Origin of the sequence: Solirubrobacter soli DSM 22325 (assembly GCF_000423665.1) — a bacterium.
Classification (GTDB): Bacteria; Actinomycetota; Thermoleophilia; order Solirubrobacterales; family Solirubrobacteraceae; genus Solirubrobacter; species Solirubrobacter soli.
In genome coordinates this window covers 290,671-314,044 of sequence record NZ_KE384073.1, presented here as the reverse complement: position 1 = coordinate 314,044, position 23,374 = coordinate 290,671, and the positions used below count along the sequence as shown (strand labels likewise).

The window sequence follows — 23,374 nt, the reverse complement described above, 5'->3', positions numbered from 1 at the left end:
CCGCAATGCCCCGATCAGACCCTGGTCCGTTGACACTGTGTTACTTGACAGTTCCGCGCGATCCTCAGAGCATCGTGGTTGTGTCGTATGAAGTCGCCCCTAGGGCGCACCGTTTGGCGGAGGGGCTGACTGGGTGCGCATCTTCCGTTCGCAGCGCACTGGAACCCCCATTGGTCCGTGCGCGGACCTGCCCTGACCGGGGCGTGTCCGCGCGACGACGCACCGCTTGCAGGAGTGGGACGTGACGCTGCTCCCGCTGACTCGGACCGGCCCCGCCGACGACGTCGCCGAGACGCTTCGTCAAGAAGTGCTGTCGGGCTTCTACCCGCCCGGGACCCCACTGGACGACGCCGACGTGATGGCTCGTCTCGGCGTTCCCCGCGAGGTCGCTCGTGGCGCGTTGGCGTCCTTGGAGCGCGAAGGCCTGCTCGTCCACTCCCTGCATCGCGGGTTGGAGGTCGTGCGCCTGTCGGTGGACGACGTGCGGGACCTCTTCGCGACGCGCCGCACGCTGGAGCTCGCGGGCCTGGAGGCGATGGTCCGCGGCCGCCCTGCCGACGACGTGTGGCTGCAGGCCGCGGTCGTGTCCATGACCGAGGCCGCGAAGGCGCAGGACGGCCGCGCCGCCGTCGCCGCCGACGCCGCGTTCCACCTGGCGATCGTCGCCGCCACGTCCTCCCGCCGCCTGCGCACGGCCGCCGAGGCGGCGCTGCGCGAGCTGCGGATCGTGCTCGCGGTCGCCGACCGCGTCGCCTCGGACCTCGACGACCTCGCCGCCGACCACGCGGGCCTGATGGACGCCCTGGTCCACGCGCCGCCCCCGTCTGCCCGCGCCGCGCTGCTCGACCACCTGCGCCGCGGCGAGTCCCGCGCGCTCGCGGTCACGCACGGCGCCTAGGGCGCGCCGCCCGCCCCGCCCCGGACTCGCCCCACCGCGTCCTGCTCGCCGCCGCGGACTCGCCCGCAGCGGCGCCGTGAACTCGCCCCGCCGCACCGTGCTCGCCTCCGCGCCGCTCGCGGGGCCTCCGTCCCGCGATCGAGTGTCGACTTAGTCGCGGTGTGCGCGAGAAACTCGACGGTCGTGCGCGTCAGGCGCCCCGGGCGATGTCCGTCCAGCGCTTCAGGGCGGCCACGGCCGCACGGTCGCCGCGGATCTGCGGGCGGTCGCCGTCGGCCGGAGGTTCGTTGCGGAGCATGCGCTCGAAGGCGGCGCGGCTCATCGTCACGAACGCGTCGGCGCGGGCCTCGGTCCGGCGTTCGACGACGCGCAGCGGTTGGCCGTCACGCACGCTGATGTGCCAGGTCTGCGGGTCGAACTCGGCGATCCGCTGGGCGACGGTGAACGTGTGCCCGCGGGTCCATTCCGGATCGATCGCGTGCGGGAGCGCGCGGTAGACGAGCGCGGGCTCGAGCCGCGCACCCGCCCTGGCCGCGTCGGCGAGCGAGAGCCGCGCGTCCTTGAGCGGAGCGAGCTCGTTGAAGCCCCTGCGGCGCCCTGAGACCTTCGCGTTGCGGCGGAAGCGGCGGATCTTGTCGCGCTCGCCGGCCAGCAGCTCCGCCAGCACGAGCGGCTCGGCCGAGAGGTGGAACAGCGCCTCGCCGCGTGGGCGGCGCCGCGACAGCCGCACGACCCGCGCCGACCCACCCTCGACGAACACCGCAAAGGTCCCGACGCCGCGGACGGTGATGTCGTAGCTGAGCACCCCGGTCAGCACCGCGCCCTGGGCCGGCAGGAGACCGACGAGGAGCGCACCGGCCGCGACGCCGTCCACGCGGGCGAGCGCGACCAGCGCCTGCCGCAACCGCCGGCCGCCGTCGGCGACGACGAGGTCGGTCGACGACGCGGCGACGATGCGCGCGCTCGACGACGCGACGTCGGGGGCGGGCGCACGGCCTGCGCCGCCGGTCGGCACTGCGATCGCCGCCGCGGCCGTGGGCGGGTCGTCGGGCGCACCGCTCGCGTCCCGCAGCGGGGACGCGATGCCAGGGACGGCGTCGCCGGGCGTCGCCGCGCCGGGCGCGGAGACGGCGTCGCCGGACGTCGGCGCCGCGTTCGGACCGGGCGCGCGGGCGGCATCGCCGGTCGTCGGCTCGCCCGGCGCACGGCTTCCGTTCTCTAGCGGCGCCGCAGTGTCGGCGGGCGCTCGGTCCGTGTCGTTCGCGGGTTCGCCGACGCGGGGTGCGGAGGCGCGCAGGGCGGCGGCTGCCGCGTCGAGGTTCGCGAGGAGTTGCGCGGAGTCGCCGGGGGCGCGACGCGCGGCTCCGGCGGCGGCCGCGGCCTGCTCGCGTGCGCGGCGCTCGAGGTCGGACTTGCCGGATGTCACCGGCGGGCGGGCGTCGAGCGCTTCACGCAAGGAGGTGAGCTCGGCGCGTGTGCGGGTGAGGTCGCGACGGGCGTCGGCGAGCTCGGCGGCGCCGGTCGCGCGGGCGGCTTCGAGCTCCGCGCGGGCCGCTTCTGCGCGCGTCTTGTGGGCGGCGATCTCCGCCCGCGCGGCGGCGAGCGCGTCGGCCAAGGTGCCCACGCTCCCGCGCGTGACGGCGTGGGCGGCACGTTCGGCCTCGAGCTCGCCGGACACGGCGGCCAGGGTGGATGCCTCCGCCTCGCGCGCCGCGCGTGACGCGCGCAGGTCCGCGCGGACGGCAGCGAGCGCGGTGAGGACGGCATCGCGGGCCGTGCGCTCGCCCTCGCGGGCGCGGGCGATCGTGTCGGCGGCCTCGGCGAGCTCGCGGCGGAGGTCGTCGCGCCGCGCACGCCAGGCCGCTTCGGCCGCCTCGGTCGTGTCGGCGAGCTGCGGGGGCGTCGTCCACGAGCCGCCGGGGTCGCTCGCCGGCGCGGCGGAACCTTGATCCCGCGGCTGTGCCGTGGGCGCGTCATCGAGTCGCGGCACGGCCGGCGCGCTTGGCGTCACGCCTTGATCCAGCGGCGGCACGGCCGCGTCGGCCGCCCCTGCGGGGTCGAGCTGCGACTCCGCCGCTGCGCCGCGCTCGAGCGGCTCGGTGGTGTCCCGCGCGAAGCGGCGCGGGTGCAATTGGATGACCTCGGCGTGCACGCCGTGCGGCATGGGCAGCGCGGCTCGCGTGCCGTCCGGCCACTGCAGCCACGCGGCGCTCCAGTCGAGCTCGCGCGGGATCACGTACTCGGACGCGCCGGCGTCGATGCGCCGCTCTCCCCCGGCCGACAGGCGCAGGATCAGCGCCGGCGGCTCGCTACCCGAAGGGTGGATGCGGAGCAGGCGCGTGCCGCCTGGCCCGGGCAGCCATTCGACGTCGCCGGGCAGGGCGGGTGAGGACGACTCGGCCATGTTGCGCCCGCATCCTGGCAGGCGCGCCGGATGTGAACGGGGACTTGCGGGTTCAGGACTCGTCGGAGCGGGCGCGCAGCACCGCGACTCCCACGCCCACGGCGACCGCGACCGTCGCACCGGCGAGCAGCGACTTCGGCACGTAGGTCTGGCCGTACTTGCGGCGCAGGAAGAGCTTCAAGCCGAACCAGACCGTGCGGCCGAGCAGCGAATAGAACATGTCGTGACCCTACCCGCGCGGGTCAGTAGCGATGCCGCGGCTGGCGCGCGACGGCTCGCTCGTACCGGAAGCCCTCGCCGTCGTCGGCCTCTTCGTAGCCGACGTCCTCGGGGCTCTCGTCGGCGTCGCGGACGTCGCGCAGCCAGTGGGCGCCGGAGAGGTCGGTCCGGCCGGCGGCCTCGTCGAACAACCGCACGGTGTCCAGGCCGAGGATCTCGGCCGAGCGCCGGTGCAACGCGGGGACCGCGAGTGCCTCGCGCGGGTCGCCCTCCTGCGCCAGCGACGCGGCGATCAGACCCTGCACGACCGGCTGCGCGCTCTCCATCCGCACGGCCAGCGCGGCCATCCGCTCGCTGAAGACGAGCAGCAGCCCGGCGCGGACGCCGTCCACGGCCTCGCGGAAGACGGCCTGTCGGCCGGGCGACGACTCGCTGAAGGCGCGCACCACGCGGGCGACGCGTTCGTCGTCCGGGCACGGAATCCGGCTGCGGTAGTAGCCCTCGCCCGGCGGCATGTCCAGCATCCCTAGGAGCTCTCGGAGATCCATCGAGGTGATCAGTCTATGCACGCCGCGCGGCGCGACGGAAGGAACTCGCCGTGCGGAACAATCCACGGGTGCAGATCAGCGTGTGCGACGTCGGGCCGCGGGACGGCCTGCAGAACGACAAGGTGACCCTCGAACCCGCGGTTCGTGCCGAGTTGTGCACGCGGATCGCGGCCGCGGGCGTGAGGCGGGTCGAGGCCGCCAGCTTCGTCCATCCGAAGCTCGTCCCGCAGATGGCGGGCGCGGAAGAGGTGTTCGCGGCGCTGCCGGACGACGATGGCGTCAACTACGCGAGCCTCGTCCTCAATCGCAAAGGTCTCGACCGGGCCTTGGAGACGTCCACGAACGAGATCCACGTCGCCTATCCGGTGACGGACACGTTCGCGCGGCGCAACCAGAACACCACCGTCGAGGAGGCCGCGCGCACCGCCGAGGAGATCATCGCCGCCACCGACCTCAAGGTCACGGCGACGATCAGCGTCGCGTTCGGCTGCCCGTTCGAGGGCCATGTCGACCCGGGCCTCGTGATCGAGCACGCGCTGCGGATGGCGGAGGCGGGCGCGGATGAGGTGATCCTCGCCGACACCATCGGGGTCGCGGTTCCGCGCCAGGTGCGCGAGCTCGTCCCGCGCGCGCTCGAGGGCGGCAAGCCGGTCGGTCTGCACATGCACAACACGCGCAACACGGGCTACGCGTGCGCGCTGGCGGGTGTGGAGGTCGGCGCGACGGTGCTCGACGCGTCGGTCGGCGGGCTCGGCGGCTGTCCGTTCGCGCCGCGGGCGACGGGCAACATCGCCACCGAGGACCTCGTCTACCTGCTGGAGAACGAGGGCCTGTCCACCGGCATCGACCTCGATGCGCTGATCGGTGTCGCCGAGTGGCTCGCGGGCGTGATGGGGCGCGACCTACCCGGACTGGTGCAGCGGGCCGGCAATTTCGCGCTGTAGCGCGGAGGGCGTCGTGCCGAGCAGTGCGCGCACCTCGCGCGTGAAGTGGGCGTGGTCGGCGAACCCCGCGTCGGCCGCGACGCGGGCGAGCCCGCCCTCGTCGATCCGCTCGAGCGCTGCTCTGAGCCGAAGCCGTCGTCGGTAGGTCGTGATCGAGACGCCGAGCTCGGCCTTGAAGACGCGGCTGAGGTGGTGGGGCGAGACCGCGACGGCCTGCGCAAGGGCGAGCAGGCCGAGGCTGGGGTCCGCGGCGAGGGCCTCGCGGGCGTCGGAGGCGGCGCGGCGGCGGGCCTGAGCGGTGGAGGGCCGATTGGCGGCCGCGCGCTTCGGGACGGCGGCGGCGAGGACGCTCGCGACGAGGCCGATGACGCGCTCCTCGTGACGGGTGGGGTCACCAACCGTCCCGTGGCAAAGCTCAGCGACCTCACCCGTCACGCCGAGCGTGCGCACGACGAGGTCGTCGTGCGGGGTCGTCGCGACGAGCCGGCCCGGGAGCGTCGGGTCGCCGCCGAGGAGCTGCGCGATGAGCCGGTCGCTCAGGCCGACGGACGTGCACCGATCGCCGCCGTCGTGCGGGTGCGCGAACTCCTCTTCCTCCCCCGCCCGCTGGAAGTACGCGACGCCGGGCTCGATGACCTCGTCGCCGTGGGCGCCGCGGCGCCGGAAGGAGCCGCGGCGCGGGAAGATGATCGCCGCACGGTTCGAGATCTCGGTCTCGCACCAGCCGCCGCGGGCGTGGGCGCAGTGCAGGTCGCGGACGCGTAGGTCGGGCGTGGTGAGGAGCGCGGCCGAACTGAGCATCTCCGTTCAAGCGTTGCACGTCGGCGGGCTCGACCTTGGAGGCATGCCGTGGCGCCTTCTGACCCTGTTGTTGATCGGCCAGCTGCTGGCCTCGATGGACGCGTCGATCCTCACCGTCGCGACCCCGGTGCTGCAACGCGAGCTGGACGCCTCCCCCACGATGCTGCAGGCGATCTTCGCCGCGTACACGTTCACGTTCGGCGTGCTCGTGGTGACGGGGGCGCGGTTGGGTGACGATCGCGGGCACGGGAACATGTTCCTGGCCGGCCTCGCCGGGTTCACCGTCTCCTCGTTGGTCTGCGGGCTGGCACCGAGTGCGCCCGTGCTGCTCTGCGGGCGGCTGCTGCAGGGCGCGTGCGGGGCGCTGATGACACCGCAGACGTTGCAGGTGATCCAGCGGCGCTTCTCGGGCGGCGCGCGCGTTCGGGCCGTGGGTCTCTACTCGATGATCCTGTCGGTGGGTGTGCTGTTCGGGCAGCTCGTCGGCGGCGTCGTCGTGACGACCGCCGGTTGGCGCTGGGCGCTGCTGATCAACGTGCCTTTGGGCACCGTGCTGTTCCTGGCCGCGTTCGGGATGCTCCGGGGCGAGCCGCCGGGGCGCGGTCGCCGGCTCGACGTACTCGGCGTCGCATTGCTGTCGGGGGCGATGGCGCTGCTGCTGGTCCCGCTGCTGCTGGGCCGCGAGCAGGGGTGGCCGTGGTGGGTGTGGCCGAGCCTGCTCGCCGGAGCCGCGCTGCTGGCCGTGTTCGCGCGGGTGGAGCGTCGTCGTCCGGCGCCGCTGCTGGACCTGACCGTGCTGCCGTCTGTGTCACGTGGGCTCGTGACGGTCGCGGGCGTGATGGGTTCCTACGGCGCGCTCTTGTTCGCGTTGACGCTGCACCTCCAGGACGACCTCGGGTACACGCCGTTGCGTGCCGGGCTGGCGTTCGCGCCGTACGCGGCGGGCTTCGCGGCGATGAGCCTGAGCCGGTGGAGGCCGCCGGGCGCGGTCGGGCCGCTCGCGCTGGGGTGCGGCGCGCTGCTCGTCGCGGCGCTGGGCTGGTCGGCATGGTCCGAGGTGGTGCTGTTCGTCGCGGGCGCGGGCCACGCCGCCGGGTTCAGCCCGGTCGTGGCGGCGACGGTCGCGCGGGTGCGGCCCGAACATGCGCCGGAGGCGACCGCACTGCTCACGACAGGCGCGTTGCTCGCGCAGGCGGTGGCGATCGCGACGCTCGGCTCCGTCTATCTCACGTGGGGCCTGACGGCGACGGCCGTGGGGATCGCGGGCGTGTGCGGCGTCGCGGCGCTGGCGTCGTCACCGTTGCGCCGCCCGCTTGCCGGGCCGGTCGTCGCGTCGAGGTGAGGGGCGGGCGGGAGTTCATCTCTTGAGCGCCTCGAGGGCGGCGATCACCTCGTCGACGCTACGCACGTCTCCGTATCTGCCTTCGATGTCGGAGAGGGCCTGGTCATGAGCACGAGATGAGCGATCCCCGACGCACTCTCGTGGCACGATCGGGGCGAATCCGTGCTGCATCGCGTCGACGACCGTCGCGCGGACGCAGCCGGAGGTCGAGGCACCGCAGACGATCAGCGTGTCGCGGCCGGCGAGCATCGTGGCGAACGGGACGCCGAAGAACGCCGAGGCGTGCGCCTTGCCGATGACCGGCTCCGAGCAGAGGCGGCCGAGCCGCGGGTCGATCTCGACCCACCGCGTCCCCGGCCGGCACAGCTTGAGCGCGGGCACTTTGCGCAGGAATACCGCGGCCGCGACCTCCCCCAGCTCGTCGTAGACGACGGTCGTGAAGTAGATCGGCACGTCGATACGCCGCGCGACGTCGAGCAACGCACGCGTGCGTATGAGCACGTCGTCGAGGTCGCACGCGAGCGGCGACCGCGGGTCGGTGAAGCCGAGGTTGAGGTCGACGACGACCACGGCGGGCCGCGCCCCGAACCCCGCGCCGCCGCCGAAGTGCCCGCCGCCCGCGGCGGCGGTGCCCGCCGCGGTGGCGCCGCCCGGCGAGCCGGGCGGCGTGGTCCGGTCGTCAGCCACGGCGGGCGCGTTCGAGGGCGGATTCGCGGGACTCGAGCGGCGACCAGCGAAGCGGGACCGCCTTGGTCGGGGCCGGGAGGCCCGTCTCCTCGAGGCAGTGTTCGAGGACCTCGTCGATCGGCGGGCCGAAGTCGAACGCGGCGGCGTCGCCGCGTTCGGCGCGTTGGCGGGCGCGTTCGGCCTCGGTCGCCGCGGGGTCGCCGACGACCACGCCGTACGCGCGTAGCGCCTTCTCCGCCGAGACCAACCCGAACGCGACGTCGCGTTCGACGGCTTCGATCGGGCGGTCGAGGCGGTCCTTCCAACCGCCGCCGCCCGCGGTGCGGTAGATGAGCATGTCGCCGGGCGAGACCTCGATCTCGTCGCACTTGGCCGGCAGGACCTGCTCACTGCCGTCGGCGCGGCGCAACAGCTTCGTCGAGCGCTCGCCGGGCTGGCCGCCCAACACGCCCCAGGGGCGGGTGAGCCAGCGGTCGTCGTGGATCGAGACGTGGCCCGGCTCCAGGTAGACGTAGCGCTTCTCGACGCCGTTGCCGCCACGGTGCAGGCCCGCGCCGCCGGAGTCGATCACGGTCGTGTAGCCGTCGACGCGCAGCGGGTAGTAGGCCTCGAGGTACTCGGTCGGGATGTTCTCGAACAGCGGCCACCACGAGTGGCCGTCCATGCCGTCGCCGATCGGGCGGCCCGGAATTCCGCCGTACAGGATTTCCATCGCGTAAAAGAACTCGCCGGAGTCCTTCCAACCGGAATACAGCATGTAGGGCGAGGTGCCGTAGCCGGCGGCGGTGTTGAGCTCCGGCGCCTGCTTGGTCAGGGCTCCTCCGAGCACGTCGAACAGCCGCGCCAGCCCGTGTGTGCGGCACCCCAGCGCCGCGGGGTGGCGCGGCGAGAGCAGGCATCCCTCGGGCATGACGACGTGCAGCAGCGGATAGAAGCCGTCGTTGAACAGGATGTCGGGGTCGTTGACCATGATCAGGTAGACCCCGATGAACATCTTGAACATGCCCTCGGAGAGGTAGAAGTTGATCGGGCCGAGCGACTGGGGGTCGGTGCCGGACCAGTCGAACCAGGCCTCCTCCCCCTCGCGCCAGATCGTCAACTTCATCTTGTAGGGGCCGTTGCCGAGCCCGTCGTCGTCGATCCAGTCCTCGAAGGTCTGCGGTTCCTCGGGGATCGCGAGCTGGATCAGCTTGCGCATCGCCTCGTGGGTGCGGTCCAGCAGCGCTTGCAAGGTGGCGAGGTAGACGTCCTTGCCGAAGCGCTCGCAGAGGCCCATCACGCGCCGCTCGCCGGCGTGGCAGGCGGCGACGATCGCGAACAGGTCCGCCCGGTTCATCTCGGGCAGGCGGACGTTGTTGAGGATCAGCCGGAGGACGTCCTCCTGCACCTCGCCGCGCTCGACGATCTTCAGCGGCGGGATGATGATCCCCTCCTCGAAGATCGTCGTCGCGCCCGTCGGCAGCGAGCCGGGGAGCCGGCCGCCGGCGTCCATCTGGTGGCCGAACTGCGAGGACCAGCCGACGAGCTCGTCCTCGAAGAAGATCGGCACCAGCACGAGCCAGTCGTTGGTGTGCGAGATCGAGGCGCTGCACTTGTACGGGTCGCTCGTGAGGATCACGTCGCCCGGATAGATGCCACGGTCCCAGTCGGCCATCATCTCCGAGATGTAGGCCCCGAACTGGCCCACGACCATGCGGCCCTGGGGGTCGGTGAGCATCGGGAACTCGTCGTGCTGCTCGCGGATGACGGGTGACATCGCGCTGCGGAACAGCACCGCGTCCATCTCGAAACGCGCGTGGCGGAGCGCGTTCTCGATGATGTCGAGCGTGATCGGGTCGACCTCGATGTCAGGGATCTCGGCGATCTTCGGCAGGGCGGCCATCACGAAGCCTCCGGACGGATCAGCAGGTTGAAGTAGCGGTCGATCTCGGCGGTGTAGCCCTCGAGGATCACCGTGGTGGAGTCGAACTCGGTGACGATCGACGGGCCGGCGATCGTCGTGCCGGGCTTGAGCTCGGCGCGGGCGTACGTGCCCGCCGCGAGCTGAGATGCGACGGGCTCGGCCTCGGGCAGCTCGGGCGCCGGCCGGTCCCCGGTGCCGACGGCGCGCAGGTTGACGATCTCCGACGCCGTGTTGGGCATGCGAAAGCCGTAGAGCTGCTCGTGCAGCGCGTTGAATCGCTCGTCGAGGTCCTCGCCCCACCCAACCGGGATCTCGTAGCCCTGGCCGCGGTACCGCATGTCGGCGAGGAACTCGATGTTCTGCGCCTCCGCCGCGATGCCCTGCGCCTCCATCCAAGCCCTCGCGCGGGTTTCGAGCTCGGCGAGGATCGCGGACGCGTCGCCGACCTCCGAGGTGAGACGGATCAATGTCTGCGCGAACTCGTTGCGGAATCCCGCGACGAGGTCGCCCAATGCGCACAAAAGACCCGGTGACGGCGGCACGATCACGGGGAACGAGCCCATCAGCTCGGCCACCGCGTTGGCGTGCAGCGGGCCGGCGCCGCCGAACGCGACAAGCGCGAACTCGCGCGGATCGTGTCCTCTTTGCACCGAGATCACGCGGAGCGCACCCGCCATGTTCTCGTTGACGATCCGGAGGATGCCGTCCGCCGCGGCCTCGACGGAGAGTCCCATCGCGTCGGCGATCGTGCCCACGGCGGTGCGCGCGGCCTCGACGTCGAGCGCCATCTCCCCACCGATCAGGTCGGCCGGGAGATGGCCGAGGACCACGTTGGCGTCGGTCACGGTCGGCTCGGTGCCGCCCTGGCCGTACGCGGCCGGGCCTGGCTCCGCGCCCGCCGACTGCGGGCCGACCCGCAGCGCCCCGGTGAGTTGGGGGACGTGCGCGATCGAGCCGCCGCCGGCGCCGACGGTGTGCACGTCGACGCTCGGCACTTTGATACGAAACTGCCCGATCGTCGTCTCTCTGCCGATCGTCGGCTCACCGGACTGACACAGACTCACATCCGTCGAGGTGCCGCCCATGTCGAACGTGAGCACGTTCGGGAAGCCCGCCCGCGCGGCGACGTACAACGCGCCCGCGACGCCGCCCGACGGCCCGGACAGCACGCCGTAGACCGGGTTCCGCGCCGCCTCGACCGGCGTCATCACGCCCGCGTCCGAGCGCAGGATGTCGACCTCCGACTTCACGCCGAGCTCGTGCAGCGAACCCTGGAGCCGGTCGACATACGCGGCAACACGCGGTCGCACGTATGAGTTCATGCACGCCGTCAGCGTCCGCTCGTACTCGCGGAACTCCGGCAGGACCGCGGACGAGATCGTCACCGGGAACGCGGGGTGCAGGCGCTCGACGATGTCGGCGATCTGCTGCTCGTGACGCCCGTCCACGTAGGAGTTGATGAGCGAGATCGTCAACGATTCGACACCGGATGCAACGAGATCGTCAACGATCTCCGCGATCTGGTGCTCATCTACGGGGACGAGCGTATTTCCGCGCGCGTCCATACGCTCTACGGCCTCGCGCGTATCCACGAGCGACGCCGGCGGGTCGGGCTTGACCATGATGATCCAGCCGGCGAGCGGGCCCGGCGTCTGCGAGCGGGCCAGGTGCAGGATCTGGCCGAAGCCCTGGGTCGTGATCAGGCCGACGCGGGCGCCCTTGGACTCGAGCACGGCGTTGGTCGCGACGGTCGTCCCGTGGACGACGTTGGCGAGCTCCGCGGGGGCGATCCCGGCCGCGTCACAGATCCGCGCGACCCCGGTGAGCACGCCCTGCGAGGGATCCGAGGGCGTCGACGGCGTCTTCACCCGCCACTGTCGATGGTCGCCGTCATCCACGAGGAACAGGTCGGTGAACGTCCCTCCGACGTCCACGCCCAGCCGATACGCCATGTGGCTCCCTTCAGATCACGCCGTTTTCGGCAAGGCGCTTGCGCTCCGCCGCGTCCACTCCGAGCTCCTCCAGCACTGCGTCCGTGTCGGCGCCCACCGTCCAGCGGGCGGCCTGGCGGATCGAGCCGGGCGTCCGGCTCAGCTTCGGCACGACCCCCGGAACGGTCACGTGCCCATGCACCTCGTCCTCATGCTCCACGAGCAGCTCGCGCTCACGGAAGTACGGGTCTTCGAAGACGTCCTTGGCGGTGTAGACCGGTGCGCACACCACGCCGCCGTCGTTGATGATCCGGTCGAGCTCGTCCGCCGTGTGCTGCGCGGCGAACGCGCCGATGATCTCGTCGAGCAGGTCCTCGTGCTCGCCGCGCGCGTGGTGGGTGGCGAAGCGCTCGTCCTCCCCCAGCTCGGGCTTGCCCATGATCTTCGCCAGCCGTCGCCACAGCGTGTCGTGGTTGGCGGCGATCACGACCCATTTCTTGTCGGCGCTGAGGTAGACGTTCGACGGGGCGATCCGCGGCAGCCGCGGCCCGGTCGGCTCGCGCACGAAGCCGGTCTTCTCGTACTCGAGCGTCGACGACTCGCTGAGCGCGAAGCAGGCGTCGACGATCCCGGCGTCGACCACCTGGCCCTCGGCCCCGCGCTCACGCGCGAAGAGCGCGAGCAGGATGCCCTGGAACGCGGACTGCGCGGCGAGCGTGTCGCCGAGCGAGATCCCAGACCGCGGCGGCGCCTGCCCGGGGTAGCCGTTGATGTGGCGCAGGCCGCTGATCGCCTCGGCCGCGGAGGCGAAGCCGGCTCGCTGCGCGTACCGGCCGGTCTGCCCGTAGCCGGACACGCGGGCGTAGATCGCGCGCGGGTTGCGGGCGTGCACGTCCTCCGGGCCGAGGCCCCACTTCTCCATCGTGCCGGGCCGGAAGTTCTCGACGACGATGTCCGCGCTCGCGGCCAGGTCGGCGGCGATCTTCTGGCCTTCCGGCTCGCGCAGGTTCAACGCCACCGACCGCTTGTTGCGCGCCAGGATCGTCCACCACAGGCTGCGGTCGTTGTGGCGCAGGCGGCCCCAGTCGCGCATCGCGTCGCCGGCGCCGGGCGCCTCGATCTTGATCACGTCGGCGCCGAAGTCGCCCAGCAGCGTGCCCGTGAACGGCCCGGCCAGCAGCTGCCCGAACTCGATCGCCCGCAGGCCTTTCAGTGGTTCGTCGGCCATGTCTCCTCCAGGAACGCGACGGCACCGAGGATGTGCATGCGCATCACGGCCTCGGCCAGCTGGGCGTCTTGCGCCTCGAACGCGGTCACGAGCCGCCGATGACACATCAGCGACTCCGCACGCTGGCGCTCGTCGTGCCAGAACGCCGTGCGGAAGCTGCGTGGGATGCCGGTCGCCGCGCGCATCGCGACCACGAGCCGCGGGCTCTGGGCCGCCTCGAGGATGATGCGGTGGAAGGCCTCGTTGGCGACGAGCTGGTCCTCGGCGTCGCACAGCGTGGCGAGCTCCGCGATCTGCTGCGCCGTGATGCGCGTGGCGGCGCGCGCGGCCGCGTGCGGCTCGATCAGCGCGCGGATCTCGTAGAGGTCGAGGACATCGCCCCGGTCGAACGAGCGCACGACCGCTCCGCGGTTGGGCTCGACCTCGACCAGCCCCTGGCCTTCGAGCTGCAACAGCGCCTCGCGGATCGGCGTCCGCGAGGTCCCGAACCGCTGCGCGAGCGCCTCCGCGCGCAAGCGCTCACCGGGCTTCAGCTCGCCTCCGAGGATCGCCTCCTCGAGCAGATCGCGTACACGCGGCTGCGGCATCTTGCATACGAAATCACGATTCGACGGCTCGTGCAACGCCGATCGAGGCGATTTTGCATGCAGTCAGCGTCGGTGGGAAGGACTCCGCCGCGTCGGTGGCATCCACTCGTCGAGCGGCGCGGGCTCGGGCTCCGGCGCGGACGACCATTCCTCGGACCGGTCCGACGACGGGCGCGGGTCGTTCCAGCCCGGGCCCTGCATCGTCGAGCGATGCCACGGGATCCAGACCGGCCGCCTCTCCTCCGGTTCAGGCGAGGCGACGCCCCGCGTCGCCTCGCGCCGGAGCGCGCGGGCGGCGAGGACGGCGACCACCGCGAGCAGGAGCAGGATCGCCGGCAGGGTGAGGTCGAGCCCACCGCCCCGATGCGTTTGCGTGACGCCGGCGACCGAGCCGGTCGATGGCACGTTGAGGCTGCCGATGCCGCCGGGTGACGGCTTCGGCTCGCGGCCGCGGTCGCGCGTGGTCGGATCGGAGGCGGGCCGCGACGATCCGGACCCGGCCGGCGTCGCGGCGGCGAGCGCCGGGCTCGCGACGACGTCACCCTCGACCTGGGTGGGAGCGGGCGGCGCGCACGCGCCGGCACGCTCGAGCGTGCGCAGCCGCCGCAGGCCGGTGCGTTCGAGCCGGCTGACACGCCGCTCGGAGATCCGGAGCCGGTGCGCGACGGTCGAGCGCGAGCGCGGCGGTCCGGCGCCGACGCCCGCACGCAACGTGAGGACGCGTCGCTGCGCGCCGGAGAGGTCGTCGAGGCAGCGGACGGTGTCAACGACGGTCTCGCGCAGCTCGCAGTCGCGCCGGGTGGCGCCGCGCGGCCGGTTTGCGCAGCGTTGCGCGGGTGAGCGCAGCGCATGGGTGCCGGACGCGCCGGCGCGGGACGCCGACGCTCCCGAGGAGGACGTGCTGCCGCAGGCCGACGAGGCGGCGCCGCGCGAAGGCGAGCAGCCGGCGGACGCGCCGCAGCTCGATGACGAGCACGCGGCGGCCGAGGTCGACCCGGACGACGACGAGTCCCCGCCGGCCGAGGAAGAGCCGCCCGAGGAGGACGAGCCGCCGGATGAAGAAGAGCCGCCCGACGAGGTGGAGCCGCCCGACGAGGTGGAGCCGCCGCCGGACGAGCCGCCGGACGAAGCGCCACCGCCCGACGAAGAGCCGCCGCCGGAGGACGAGCCGCCGCCGGAGGACGAGCCGCCGCCCGAGGGCGAACCGCCGCCACTTCCTCCCCCGCTCGGCGGGGCCGCGGTCGGAACCGGGACGTTGGGGACCTGGACGGTCGGAATTGGGACCTGCACCGTCGGGACCGGCACCTGCACGGTCGGGACCGGCACCTGCACGGTCGGCACGGGCACCTGCACCGTCGGGACGGGAACCGGTGCCTGGACGGTGGGAACGGGCAACTGGGCGAAAGCCGGAGCCGCGACTCCGACGGCCGCCGCGCTCGCCACGATCACGGTCCGGAACTTCACTCCACCGGGCGGCATACCGCCGCCCGATGATCTTCAAACCAGAGTGGCTAACCGAGAAGAGCGCGGAGGCGCCCGAGCGCGTCGTCGACCTGCTCGGAGGTGACGATCAGCGGCGGCAGGAACCGGAGTGTCGTCGGTCCTGTCGCGTTGATGATCAGCCGCTGTTCCAGGAGCGCGCGCTTGGCCAGCTCAGGGGCGCCGCCGGACACCTCGGCCGCGACCATCAGGCCGCGACCGCGCGCCGAGAGGACGCCGGGAAGCTCGCGCAGCCCTTCGAGCAGACGCTCGCCCTGTTCCCGCACGGCCGCCAGGAACGGCTCGTCGTCGATCACGTCCAGGGCGGCCAGCGCGGCCGAGGAGACCACCGGCCCGCCCGCGAACGTCGAGCCGTGGTCGCCCGGCGCGAAGACGTCGCGCAGCCTCTCCCCGATGACCAAGGCGCCGATCGGGAGCCCGCCGCCCAATCCCTTCGCCAAGGTCATCGCGTCCGGGACGACGCCGACCTGCTCGTACGCCCACAGCGTGCCGGTCCGCCCCATGCCGGTCTGGACCTCGTCGAAGACCAACGCCGCGCCAGCGGCGTCGCAGGCCGAACGGATCGACGCCAGCAGCGCCGGATCCATGATGTTCACGCCGGACTCGCCCTGCACGGGCTCGATCAGCACCGCCGCCGTCGACGCGCCCACAGCAGTCGGGATCTCCTCGGCCGGCAGCGCGATGAAGCCCGGCACCAGCGGCGCGAACGGCGCCTGCTTGGACTCCTGGGGCGTGGCCGAAAGCGCACCGTACGTCCGCCCGTGGAACGCGTTGTGGGCGACGATCACATCGCCGCGCGGGCGTGCCTTGCGCACGAGCTTGATCGCGGCCTCGTTGGCCTCGGCCCCCGAGTTGCAGAAGAACACGAACTCGCCGAACGAGCGTCCCGTCAACCGGGCGGCCAATTCCACGTTGGGCGCGTTGTAGAAGAGATTGGAGATGTGCATGAGCCGGGCGACCTGCTCTTGCACCACGCTGACCACCGCCGGGTGGCAGTGCCCGAGGTTGTTGACCGCGATCCCGGAAAGGAAGTCGAGGTACTCGACGCCGTCCTCGTCGACGAGCACGCAGCCGGAACCGGACGCGAAGGTCACGTCGTACCGGGCATACGTCGGGGCCAATGAAGTCATGCCGCAGGCCTCACCTTCGTGCCGATGCCGGCGTCCGTGAACAGCTCGAGCAGCAGCGAGTGCGGCAGCCGGCCGTCGATGATATGGGCGTAGGTCACGCCCCCGTGAATGGCTTCGATGCAGGCTTGCAGCTTCGGCCGCATCCCGCCCTCCATGGTCAGCAGCGCGGTCTCGACGTCGTCGGCCGAGGCCTCGGAGATGACGCTGTCCGGGTCGGCGGGGTCGCGCAGCCAGCCCGCGACGTCCGTGAGGAACATGACCTTGTAGGCGCCCATCGCGCGGGCGATCGCGCCCGCCGCCTCGTCGGCGTTGATGTTGTGCGAGCGGCCGACGCGGTCGGCGCCGACCGACGCGATGACCGGGATGTAGTCCTCGGCGATGTGGTTGATCACGCCGACGTCGACCCGGTCGATCTTGCCGACGAAGCCGATGTCCTCACCCGCGGGACCGCTCATCGTCGAGACGCGGAAGAGCTGGCCGTCGTCGCCGGAGAGACCCACGGCCGGCTGCCCGTGGCGCGAGATCCGCGACACGATGTCCTTGTTGACCTTGCCGACCAACACCATCTTCGCGATCTCGACGGTGTCGGCGTCCGACACCCGCAGGCCGCCGATGAACTCGACCGGCATGTCGAGCCGCTTCATGTAGGCGGTGATGTCGGGCCCGCCGCCATGGACGACGATCGGGTTCAGCCCGACGTACTTCAACAAGACGACGTCGCGCGCGAAGTCCTCGCGCAGCTCGGGCTCGGTCATCGCCGCCCCGCCGTACTTGATCACGACGGTCTTGCCGTGGAACTCCCGGATGTACGGGAGCGCCTCGAGGAGTGTCCCGACCTCAGGATGATTCTTCACGTCGTGTAGTCCGCGTTGATCGTCACGTACTCGTGCGAGAGGTCCGAGAAGAAGACCTCCGCCTCCGCCCCGTCGCCGGGCAGCGCGACCGCGTACTCGACCTCGTCGCCCGTGACCGCCTCGGCCAGCGCGGCGACGTCGTAGCGCGTCGCGGCACCGCCGGAGCAGACCTTCACGCCCTCGATCGAGATGTCGAGCGGGAGCGGTGCCGTGTCGTACATCGCGGCGCCGACCGCCTGCGCGATCCGGCCCCAGTTCGGGTCCCCGCCGTGCAGCGCGGCCTTGACCAGCGGTGAGTTCGCGATCGCACGCGCGACGCCGGCGACGACCGCCTCGTCCCCGCCCGACACGACGACGCGCCCGATCCGCTTGGAGCCCTCGCCGTCGCGCACGATGTCCAGCGCCAGCTTGCGCAGCGCCCAATCCAGCGCCTCGCCGAAGCGCACCTCGTCCTCGGACTGCGGGGCGACGACCACGCCGGACGCGCCCGACGCCTGGAGGATCACGGTGTCGTTGGTGGAGAGCTGACCGTCGACCGACACCCGATCGAACGACCGCGCCACGCAGACGCCGAGCAGCAGATCAGCCGTCTCGGCCGACAGGACCGCATCCGTCTGGACGAAGCAGAGCATCGTCGCGAACGCGGGCGAGATCATCCCCGCGCCCTTGGCCTGCGCGGTCAGCCGCACGGTGCCCGACGGCAGCGCGACGTCGACCTCGATCTCCTTCGGGAACTTGTCGGTGGTGCGGATCGCCTCGGCGAAGTCGCCGTGCCCGTACTCGCGCAGCTCGCCGCGCGCCCGCGCGATCCCGCGGATCGCCTCGCCCGCGTCCAGCGGCACGCCGATCACGCCCGTGGACGCGACCGCGACCTGGTCCTCGCGCACACCGCCGGCCATCGACGCCGCGCCCTGCATCCGCGCCGCGTCCTCGAAGCCGCGGTTGCCGGTCGCCGCGTTGGCGTTGCCGGAGTTGGCCACCACGACCCGGATCGCTTCCTGCCGCGCGCGGGTCTTGGTCAGCACGACCGGCGCGGCGAGCACGCCGGACCGCGTGAACCTCGTCGCGGACACGCAGTCCGGCTCGCCGCAGACCATCAGCCCCAGATCGAGCGCCCCCGACTGCTTGAGCCCGCAGGCCACCCCCGCCGCACGGAAGCCCGCGGGAAGGTCGCCGGGGTTCTCCGTCACGTGCGCGGGCACTTCGAGCCAACGAGAACTCACAGCAGACCCTCCGTCTCAGGACGCTCGAACATCAGGTTCAGGTTCTGCACGGCCTGCGAGGCCGCGCCCTTCCACAGGTTGTCGATCGCCGAGAAGACGATGATCCGTCCCGTCCGTGGGTCCTGGTGCCACGAGATGCGGCAGAAGTTGGTGTCGCGCACGTCGATCACGCCCACCGGCCCGGTGCGCAGCTCGACGAACGGCTCCCGCGCGTACATCTCGTCGAACAGGTTCACCAGCTCGTCCTCTGAGAGCTCCGCCGACGGCGTCACGTAGCAGGAGACGAGCTCGCCCTGGTCGAGCGGGAGCAGGTGCGGCATGAACGTGATCGGCAGGTCGGCGCCGAGCTCGCGCAGCTCCTGCTCGATCTCGGGCGTGTGGCGGTGTCCGGTGATCTTGTAGGGCGAGACGTTCTCGTTGGCCGAGATGAAGTGCGTCGCGTGGGTGGGCGCGCGGCCGGCGCCCGAGACGCCCGACTTCGCGTCGATGACCACGTCGGCGATGACACCCGCGCGGGCCAGGGGAGCGAGCCCGAGGAGCGCCGCGGTCGGGTAGCAGCCGGGGTTGGCGACGAGGTCGGCGCCGCGCACGGCGTCCCGCGTCAGCTCCGGCAGCCCGTAGACGCCCTGTCCGAAGATCGACGGCGCCTTATGCTCGCCGTACCAGTCGTCGTAGATCGCGCGGTCGCGAAGGCGGAAGTCGGCCGACAGGTCGACCACGCGGGTCCCCGCCGCCCGCAGCTCGGCCACCACCGGGGCGGCCGCGCCGTGCGGGTAGGCGACGATCGCCGCGTCCACGGCGTGGCGCGACACGTCGAAGACCTCGAGCTCCAGGGGCACGCGCGTGCGCGGGTGGATGTCGTCCAGCCGTTGGCCGGCCTCCGCCCGCGCGGTCACGTGCTTCAGATCGAAATGCGGATGCCGGTAGAGGAGTTGCGCCGCGATGGCGCCCGCGTAGCCGACCGCGCCGAGAACAGCGATCTCAGCCACGGAGCTCGCCCTCGAGCTTGGACTTGACCGCCTCCACGATCTTCGTGCGCTGCGGCGCGATCTCCTCGTCGGTCAGCGTGCGATCCGACGCGCGGAACTCCAGCCGCACGGCCAGCGAGGTCTGGCCCTCGCGGGCGTAGACGTCGAAGACCCCCACGTCGCGCAGGAGCTTCCCGCCCGCGCCGCGGACGACCTCGACCAGCTCGGCCGCCGTCCGGTCCGCCGGAATCCAGAACGCGAGGTCCTGGCGGATCGCCGGAAACGACGTCAGGTCCTCGTAGTGCGGCGTGTGGACGGCATGCGGCAGGACCGCGCCGAGGTCGAGCTCGAAGCCCGCCACCTGGCCCAGGTCCCACTCCGAAGCCACGCCCGGGTGCACCTCGCCGAGCCAGCCCGCGTCCTCACCCGCGATCAGGACGCGCGCCGCGCGGCCCGGGTGCAGGAACGGGTCGTCGCCGCGCACCACGCTGAACTCGACGCGCAAGGCGCCCAGCAGCGCCTCCAACGCCGCCTTGGCGACGAAGAAGTCCGCGGCGGGCGGGGCGCTCTCGCCCCACGACGGCGCTCGCAGGCGGCCCGTGAGCAGCGCGGCGAAATGCATCTGCTCATCCGGGAGCGGCGTCGAACGCGCCTCGGCGGCGGTGGGCGTGCGGCCGTGCGGGCGGTCGAAGTAGACCGCGCCCTCTTCGAAGAGCCGCACGTCCTCGCGCCCGCGCGCGACGTTGTGACGCAACGAGGTCAGCAGCGAGCCCAAAAGCGTGGTTCGCATGACCGACAGGTCCTCGGACAGCGGGTTGCGCAGCACCACCGCCGGTGCGGAGACCCGCAGGCGACGCGCCATCTCCGGCGCCTCGAAGCTCCACCCGATCGCTTCCGAGAAGCCGAGCCCGACCAGCGCGTCACCCGCGCGCCGGCGCAGCTTCTGCTCGACCGTGAGCCGCCCGGAGGCGCCGTGGGCCGGCAGCGTCGACGGCAGCTTGTCCAGCCCCCAGAGCCGCGCGACCTCCTCGATCAGGTCGACCTCGCGGGTGACGTCGTTGCGCCGGACCGCGGGAACGGTCACCTCGAGCCCGTCGCCGGTGTCGACCACGCCGAAGTCGAGTCGCTCGAGCAGCTCGGCCTGCTCGCCGAGGGGAACCGAGGCGCCGAGCAGCCCCGTGACCTTCTCGTCGCGCAGCCGGATCGTCTTCGGCGCCGGACCCTCGCCGCCGATGTCGACGGTGCCGTCGACCAGCCGCGCGCCGGTCAGCTCGAGCATCAGCTGCGTCGAGACGGCCTGGGCCCACATCGTGATCTCGGGCGCGAGGCCCTTCTCGAACCGTCCCGACGCCTCCGTGCGCAGGTTGAGCTTCTGCGACGTCCGGTGCATCGTCGGGCCGTCCCAGTTGGCGGCCTCCATCAGCACCCGCGTGGTGGTCGGCTGGACCTCGGAGCGCTGGCCGCCCATCAGGCCCGCGATCGACGTCGGGCCGTCGTCGTCACAGATCAGGCCCATCCGCGCGTCCAGGGTGCGCTCGGCGTCGTCGAGCGTCGTCATCTTCTCGCCCTCGGCCGCCCAGCGGACCACGAGGTGCCCGCCGCTCACCAGGTCCCAGTCGAACGCGTGCAACGGCTGGCCCGTCAGCAGCATCACGTAGTTGGTGATGTCGACGACGTTGTTGATCGGCCGCTGGCCGGACGCCATCAGCCGCTGCTTCAGCCACGCCGGCGACGGCGCGATCGTGACGTCCTCGAACAGCCGCGCGGTGAAGCGCGGACAGAAGTCCGGGTTCTCGACCTCGATGTTCACGCCCGCGATCGGCCCCGGCGTGCCGGGATCGTCGAGCCACGGCGGCGCCTTCAGCGGCGCGCCGGTCGCGGCATGCACCTCGCGCGCGGCACCGTAGATCGACAGGCAGTCCGGCCGGTTGGACGTGATCGCCAGCTCGAGCACGGTGGTCGAGATCGGCAGGACGTCGGCCAGCGGCGTGCCCGGGGTCAGGTCGTCGTCGAGGACCATCGTCCCCGCGTGGTCCTGGCCGATGCCGAGCTCGTCCTCGGCCAGGATCATCCCGTTGGAGGGAACGCCGCGCAGCTTCGCGCGCTTCAACCGCGTCCCGTCCGGCATGACCGCGCCCGGAAGCGCGACGCCGACCGTCTGGCCGGCGGCGACGTTGGGCGCGCCGCAGACGATCGTCGAGACGTCACCCTCGCCGATCGCGACCTGGCAGACGCTCAAACGGTCGGCGTCCGGATGCTGCTCGCGCTCGAGCACCCGCCCGACGACGAAGTTGTCGAGCGAGCCGACGCCGTGCGTGAAGATCCCGTCGACCTCGGTCCCCGTCAGATCCAGGCGCTCGGCGAGCTTCTCGGGCTTCAAGCCCGGATCGACGTAGTCCTTCATCCAGGACAGGGGCAGCTTCATCCGAATTGCTCCAGCAGCCGAAGGTCGTTTTCGAAGAACATGCGCAGATCGGGCACGCCGTGCTTGAGGAAGGCGATCCGCTCGATCCCCATCCCCCAGGCGAAGCCCTGATGCTTCTCGGCGTCGTAGCCGGACTCGGCGACGTAGCCGTACAGGTTCGGGTCCACCATCCCGGAGCCGAGGATCTCGATCCAGGCCGTGCCCTTGCAGAGCGGGCAGCGCGAGCCGTCGCGCAGGTAGCCGTCCTTGCAGTTGAAGCAGGAGACGTCGAGCTCGACCGAGGGCTCGGTGAACGGGAAGAAGTGGGGGCGCAGGCGGACCTTGCGGTCGTCGCCGAAGATCGCCTGGGCGAAGGCGAGCAGCGTCCCCTGCAGGTCGCTCAACGTCAGGCCCTCGTCGACCGCGAGCCCTTCGACCTGGTGGAACTGCGGCGTGTGGGTCGCGTCGTTGTCGGGGCGGTAGACGCGGCCCGGGACGATGATGTAGATCGGCGGCGGCTGCATCTCCATCATCCGCACTTGCATCGGCGACGTCTGCGTGCGCAGCACCACGTCGTCGGCGACGTAGAACGTGTCCGACTCGGCCCGCGCCGGGTGGTACGGGTCGTGGTTGAGCGCGTCGAAGTTGTAGTAGGCGAGGTCGATCTCCGGCCCTTCGACCACGCGGTAGCCGAGGCCCACGAACACGTCCTCGATCTCGCGCCGGGTGGCGGTGAGGATGTGCAGGTGGCCGGCGGCCAGCGTCGGCGTGCCGGGGAGCGTGACGTCGACGACGTCCGCCGCCAGCTTCTGTTCCAGCTCGACCTGCTCGAGCTCGGCGGCGCGCGCGTCGACCGCCGCCTGCAGCGCCTGACGCGCCTGGTTGGCGCCCTTGCCGACGGGACCTCGCTCCTCCGGCGGAAGCTTGCCGACGTCTCTCAGCAGGTTCGGGAGCTCGGCTTTACGGCCGAGGAAGCGCACGCGCACCTCTTCGAGCTCGGCGGTTGCGGTGGCGGCGGCGACCGCCGCCTCCCCCTCGGCGCGCAGTGCGGCGATCCGGTCGGCGGTGCTCATTGGCGGGTGATCCTAGTTGTGAGGTCGTAGAGAGCGACGGTGGCCGCCATGGCGGCGTTGAGCGAGTCGGCGTGGGCGATCGGGATGTGGGCGACGTCGTCGCATTCGGCGACGATCGAGGACGGTAGGCCTTCGCGCTCGGCACCCACGACGAGCGTCAATTCACCGTCCACCGGCAGTTCGCGCAGCGGCGCGCCCTCGCGAGCGACGAGGGCGATCTTGCGGCCGGGGAGCTCGGACAGCTGCTTCACGCGCGCGACCGGCACCGAGAACAGCGCGCCCATCGACGCTCGGACGGCCTTGTGGCCGTACGGATCGGCGCTGCCCGGGCCGAGCGCGACGCAGGACGCGCCGAACGCGAGCGCGGAGCGGATGACCGTGCCGACGTTCCCCGGATCCCCGACGCCCCACAGCGCGATGCAGCGCGGGCCGACGGCGGGCGACCAGCGCTGCGGGTAGACCGCCATCGCGCGGGTGCCGGAGCCCAACTGGGACACCTCGGCGAGCACGTGCGGGAGGACGGGGACGCCGTCCAGGCCGCTGCCCTTGGCGGCGAAGCGCATCGAGGCCTGCCAGCCGGCGGCGTCCGCGGCCTCGAGCAGGTCCTCCCCCTCGGCCACGAACTCCCCCAGCTTGTCGCGCCAGCGCCTTCCGGCGAGCTTGCGGACTTCCTTCAAGGCTTCGTTGTGGGATGAAGTGATTTCGGTCATGAAACGAAAAAGGGCGCCGC

20 protein-coding genes are annotated in these 23,374 nt (G+C 72.2%); 3 read left to right on the top strand and 17 right to left on the bottom strand.

Going from position 1 to position 23,374, the window contains the following annotated elements; all coding sequences use genetic code 11:
- Positions 1 to 241 precede the first annotated feature (241 nt).
- Positions 242 to 898 (top strand): GntR family transcriptional regulator, encoded by a 657-nt coding sequence (locus G569_RS56355; RefSeq protein WP_169542375.1) that lies wholly within the window; start codon positions 242 to 244, stop codon positions 896 to 898.
- A gap of 190 nt (positions 899 to 1,088) precedes the next feature.
- Here the strand turns inward: G569_RS56355 and G569_RS0142395 are convergent, their stop codons facing one another.
- The 3 genes from G569_RS0142395 to G569_RS0142385 are packed head-to-tail and all read right to left on the bottom strand — an operon-like array spanning position 1,089 to position 4,069.
- On the bottom strand, positions 1,089 to 3,302 hold the full coding sequence (locus tag G569_RS0142395; protein WP_028067901.1) for a hypothetical protein: 2,214 nt from the start codon (positions 3,300 to 3,302) through the stop codon (positions 1,089 to 1,091).
- 52 nt (positions 3,303 to 3,354) lie between these two features.
- Positions 3,355 to 3,522 (bottom strand): hypothetical protein, encoded by a 168-nt coding sequence (locus G569_RS63540; RefSeq protein ID WP_157592691.1) that lies wholly within the window; start codon positions 3,520 to 3,522, stop codon positions 3,355 to 3,357.
- A 22-nt stretch (positions 3,523 to 3,544) separates the two neighbouring features.
- Positions 3,545 to 4,069, bottom strand: coding sequence for a hypothetical protein (locus G569_RS0142385; protein WP_157592690.1), 525 nt, complete (start codon positions 4,067 to 4,069; stop codon positions 3,545 to 3,547).
- A 50-nt stretch (positions 4,070 to 4,119) separates the two neighbouring features.
- Here G569_RS0142385 and G569_RS0142380 point away from each other — a divergent pair, with 50 nt between their 5' ends.
- The gene (locus tag G569_RS0142380) at positions 4,120 to 5,013 is read left to right on the top strand and encodes a hydroxymethylglutaryl-CoA lyase (RefSeq protein ID WP_211233239.1); all 894 of its coding nucleotides are present in this window, start codon (positions 4,120 to 4,122) and stop codon (positions 5,011 to 5,013) included.
- Here the strand turns inward: G569_RS0142380 and G569_RS60280 are convergent.
- Positions 4,972 to 5,814 carry an AraC family transcriptional regulator gene (locus tag G569_RS60280; protein WP_053227816.1) on the bottom strand — a complete coding sequence of 281 codons (843 nt, stop codon included), beginning with the start codon at positions 5,812 to 5,814 and terminating at the stop codon, positions 4,972 to 4,974. The two genes, G569_RS0142380 and G569_RS60280, sit on opposite strands and share 42 nt — an antisense overlap.
- Positions 5,815 to 5,857: 43 nt before the next feature.
- On the opposite strand from G569_RS60280, the gene G569_RS56345 reads away from it, so the two are divergent.
- Positions 5,858 to 7,156: an MFS transporter gene (locus G569_RS56345; RefSeq protein ID WP_053227815.1), complete on the top strand. Its 1,299-nt coding sequence runs from the start codon at positions 5,858 to 5,860 to the stop codon at positions 7,154 to 7,156.
- Between the two features lie 15 nt (positions 7,157 to 7,171).
- Here the strand turns inward: G569_RS56345 and G569_RS0142365 are convergent, their stop codons facing one another.
- The 13 genes from G569_RS0142365 to G569_RS0142305 form a co-directional block, all read right to left on the bottom strand.
- Positions 7,172 to 7,843 (bottom strand): isochorismatase family protein, encoded by a 672-nt coding sequence (locus tag G569_RS0142365; protein WP_028067898.1) that lies wholly within the window; start codon positions 7,841 to 7,843, stop codon positions 7,172 to 7,174.
- Positions 7,836 to 9,725, bottom strand: coding sequence for a hydantoinase B/oxoprolinase family protein (locus tag G569_RS56340; protein ID WP_037503065.1), 1,890 nt, complete (start codon positions 9,723 to 9,725; stop codon positions 7,836 to 7,838). Before G569_RS56340 ends, G569_RS0142365 begins: the two co-directional genes overlap by 8 nt.
- On the bottom strand, positions 9,725 to 11,698 hold the full coding sequence (locus tag G569_RS0142355) for a hydantoinase/oxoprolinase family protein (protein WP_028067897.1): 1,974 nt from the start codon (positions 11,696 to 11,698) through the stop codon (positions 9,725 to 9,727). The genes G569_RS56340 and G569_RS0142355 overlap by 1 nt, the downstream gene beginning before the upstream one ends.
- 10 nt (positions 11,699 to 11,708) lie before the next feature.
- On the bottom strand, positions 11,709 to 12,905 hold the full coding sequence (locus G569_RS0142350) for a CaiB/BaiF CoA transferase family protein (RefSeq protein WP_028067896.1): 1,197 nt from the start codon (positions 12,903 to 12,905) through the stop codon (positions 11,709 to 11,711).
- A complete protein-coding gene (locus tag G569_RS0142345; protein ID WP_028067895.1) occupies positions 12,887 to 13,492 on the bottom strand; it encodes a GntR family transcriptional regulator in 606 nt (201 codons plus the stop codon). Before G569_RS0142345 ends, G569_RS0142350 begins: the two co-directional genes overlap by 19 nt.
- Before the next feature lie 63 nt (positions 13,493 to 13,555).
- Complete coding sequence (locus G569_RS60275) at positions 13,556 to 14,956, bottom strand: sigma factor-like helix-turn-helix DNA-binding protein (RefSeq protein WP_028067894.1); 1,401 nt, start codon at positions 14,954 to 14,956, stop codon at positions 13,556 to 13,558.
- A 47-nt stretch (positions 14,957 to 15,003) separates the two neighbouring features.
- Positions 15,004 to 16,122: an aspartate aminotransferase family protein gene (locus tag G569_RS0142335; protein WP_028067893.1), complete on the bottom strand. Its 1,119-nt coding sequence runs from the start codon at positions 16,120 to 16,122 to the stop codon at positions 15,004 to 15,006.
- Entirely contained in the window at positions 16,119 to 16,976 is an 858-nt protein-coding gene (argB, locus tag G569_RS0142330) for an acetylglutamate kinase (protein ID WP_028067892.1), read from the bottom strand. Before argB ends, G569_RS0142335 begins: the two co-directional genes overlap by 4 nt.
- The gene (gene argJ / locus G569_RS0142325) at positions 16,973 to 18,199 is read right to left on the bottom strand and encodes a bifunctional glutamate N-acetyltransferase/amino-acid acetyltransferase ArgJ (RefSeq protein WP_053227814.1); all 1,227 of its coding nucleotides are present in this window, start codon (positions 18,197 to 18,199) and stop codon (positions 16,973 to 16,975) included. Before argJ ends, argB begins: the two co-directional genes overlap by 4 nt.
- On the bottom strand, positions 18,196 to 19,188 hold the full coding sequence (argC, locus tag G569_RS0142320; protein WP_028067890.1) for an N-acetyl-gamma-glutamyl-phosphate reductase: 993 nt from the start codon (positions 19,186 to 19,188) through the stop codon (positions 18,196 to 18,198). The genes argJ and argC overlap by 4 nt, the downstream gene beginning before the upstream one ends.
- Positions 19,181 to 21,592 (bottom strand): phenylalanine--tRNA ligase subunit beta, encoded by a 2,412-nt coding sequence (gene pheT, locus G569_RS0142315; protein WP_028067889.1) that lies wholly within the window; start codon positions 21,590 to 21,592, stop codon positions 19,181 to 19,183. Before pheT ends, argC begins: the two co-directional genes overlap by 8 nt.
- Positions 21,589 to 22,644, bottom strand: a complete 1,056-nt coding sequence (gene pheS, locus G569_RS0142310; protein ID WP_037503059.1) for a phenylalanine--tRNA ligase subunit alpha — start codon at positions 22,642 to 22,644, stop codon at positions 21,589 to 21,591. The genes pheT and pheS overlap by 4 nt, the downstream gene beginning before the upstream one ends.
- On the bottom strand, positions 22,641 to 23,321 hold the full coding sequence (locus tag G569_RS0142305) for a TrmH family RNA methyltransferase (protein ID WP_028067887.1): 681 nt from the start codon (positions 23,319 to 23,321) through the stop codon (positions 22,641 to 22,643). The genes pheS and G569_RS0142305 overlap by 4 nt, the downstream gene beginning before the upstream one ends.
- Positions 23,322 to 23,374: the final 53 nt, after the last annotated feature.

What these genes read in the sequence shown, in the direction of transcription:
- pheS (WP_037503059.1), bottom strand. Translation starts at nt 22,644, where the DNA reads ATGAGCACCGCCGACCGGATCGCCGCACTGCGCGCCGAGGGGGAGGCG.
- G569_RS0142335 (WP_028067893.1), bottom strand. Translation starts at nt 16,122, where the DNA reads ATGACTTCATTGGCCCCGACGTATGCCCGGTACGACGTGACCTTCGCG.
- G569_RS0142385 (WP_157592690.1), bottom strand. Translation starts at nt 4,069, where the DNA reads ATGGATCTCCGAGAGCTCCTAGGGATGCTGGACATGCCGCCGGGCGAG.
- G569_RS0142350 (WP_028067896.1), bottom strand. Translation starts at nt 12,905, where the DNA reads ATGGCCGACGAACCACTGAAAGGCCTGCGGGCGATCGAGTTCGGGCAG.
- pheT (WP_028067889.1), bottom strand. Translation starts at nt 21,592, where the DNA reads ATGAAGCTGCCCCTGTCCTGGATGAAGGACTACGTCGATCCGGGCTTG.
- G569_RS0142345 (WP_028067895.1), bottom strand. Translation starts at nt 13,492, where the DNA reads ATGCCGCAGCCGCGTGTACGCGATCTGCTCGAGGAGGCGATCCTCGGA.
- G569_RS60280 (WP_053227816.1), bottom strand. Translation starts at nt 5,814, where the DNA reads ATGCTCAGTTCGGCCGCGCTCCTCACCACGCCCGACCTACGCGTCCGC.
- G569_RS56345 (WP_053227815.1), top strand. Translation starts at nt 5,858, where the DNA reads ATGCCGTGGCGCCTTCTGACCCTGTTGTTGATCGGCCAGCTGCTGGCC.
- G569_RS63540 (WP_157592691.1), bottom strand. Translation starts at nt 3,522, where the DNA reads ATGTTCTATTCGCTGCTCGGCCGCACGGTCTGGTTCGGCTTGAAGCTC.
- G569_RS0142395 (WP_028067901.1), bottom strand. Translation starts at nt 3,302, where the DNA reads ATGGCCGAGTCGTCCTCACCCGCCCTGCCCGGCGACGTCGAATGGCTG.
- G569_RS0142355 (WP_028067897.1), bottom strand. Translation starts at nt 11,698, where the DNA reads ATGGCGTATCGGCTGGGCGTGGACGTCGGAGGGACGTTCACCGACCTG.
- G569_RS56340 (WP_037503065.1), bottom strand. Translation starts at nt 9,725, where the DNA reads ATGGCCGCCCTGCCGAAGATCGCCGAGATCCCTGACATCGAGGTCGAC.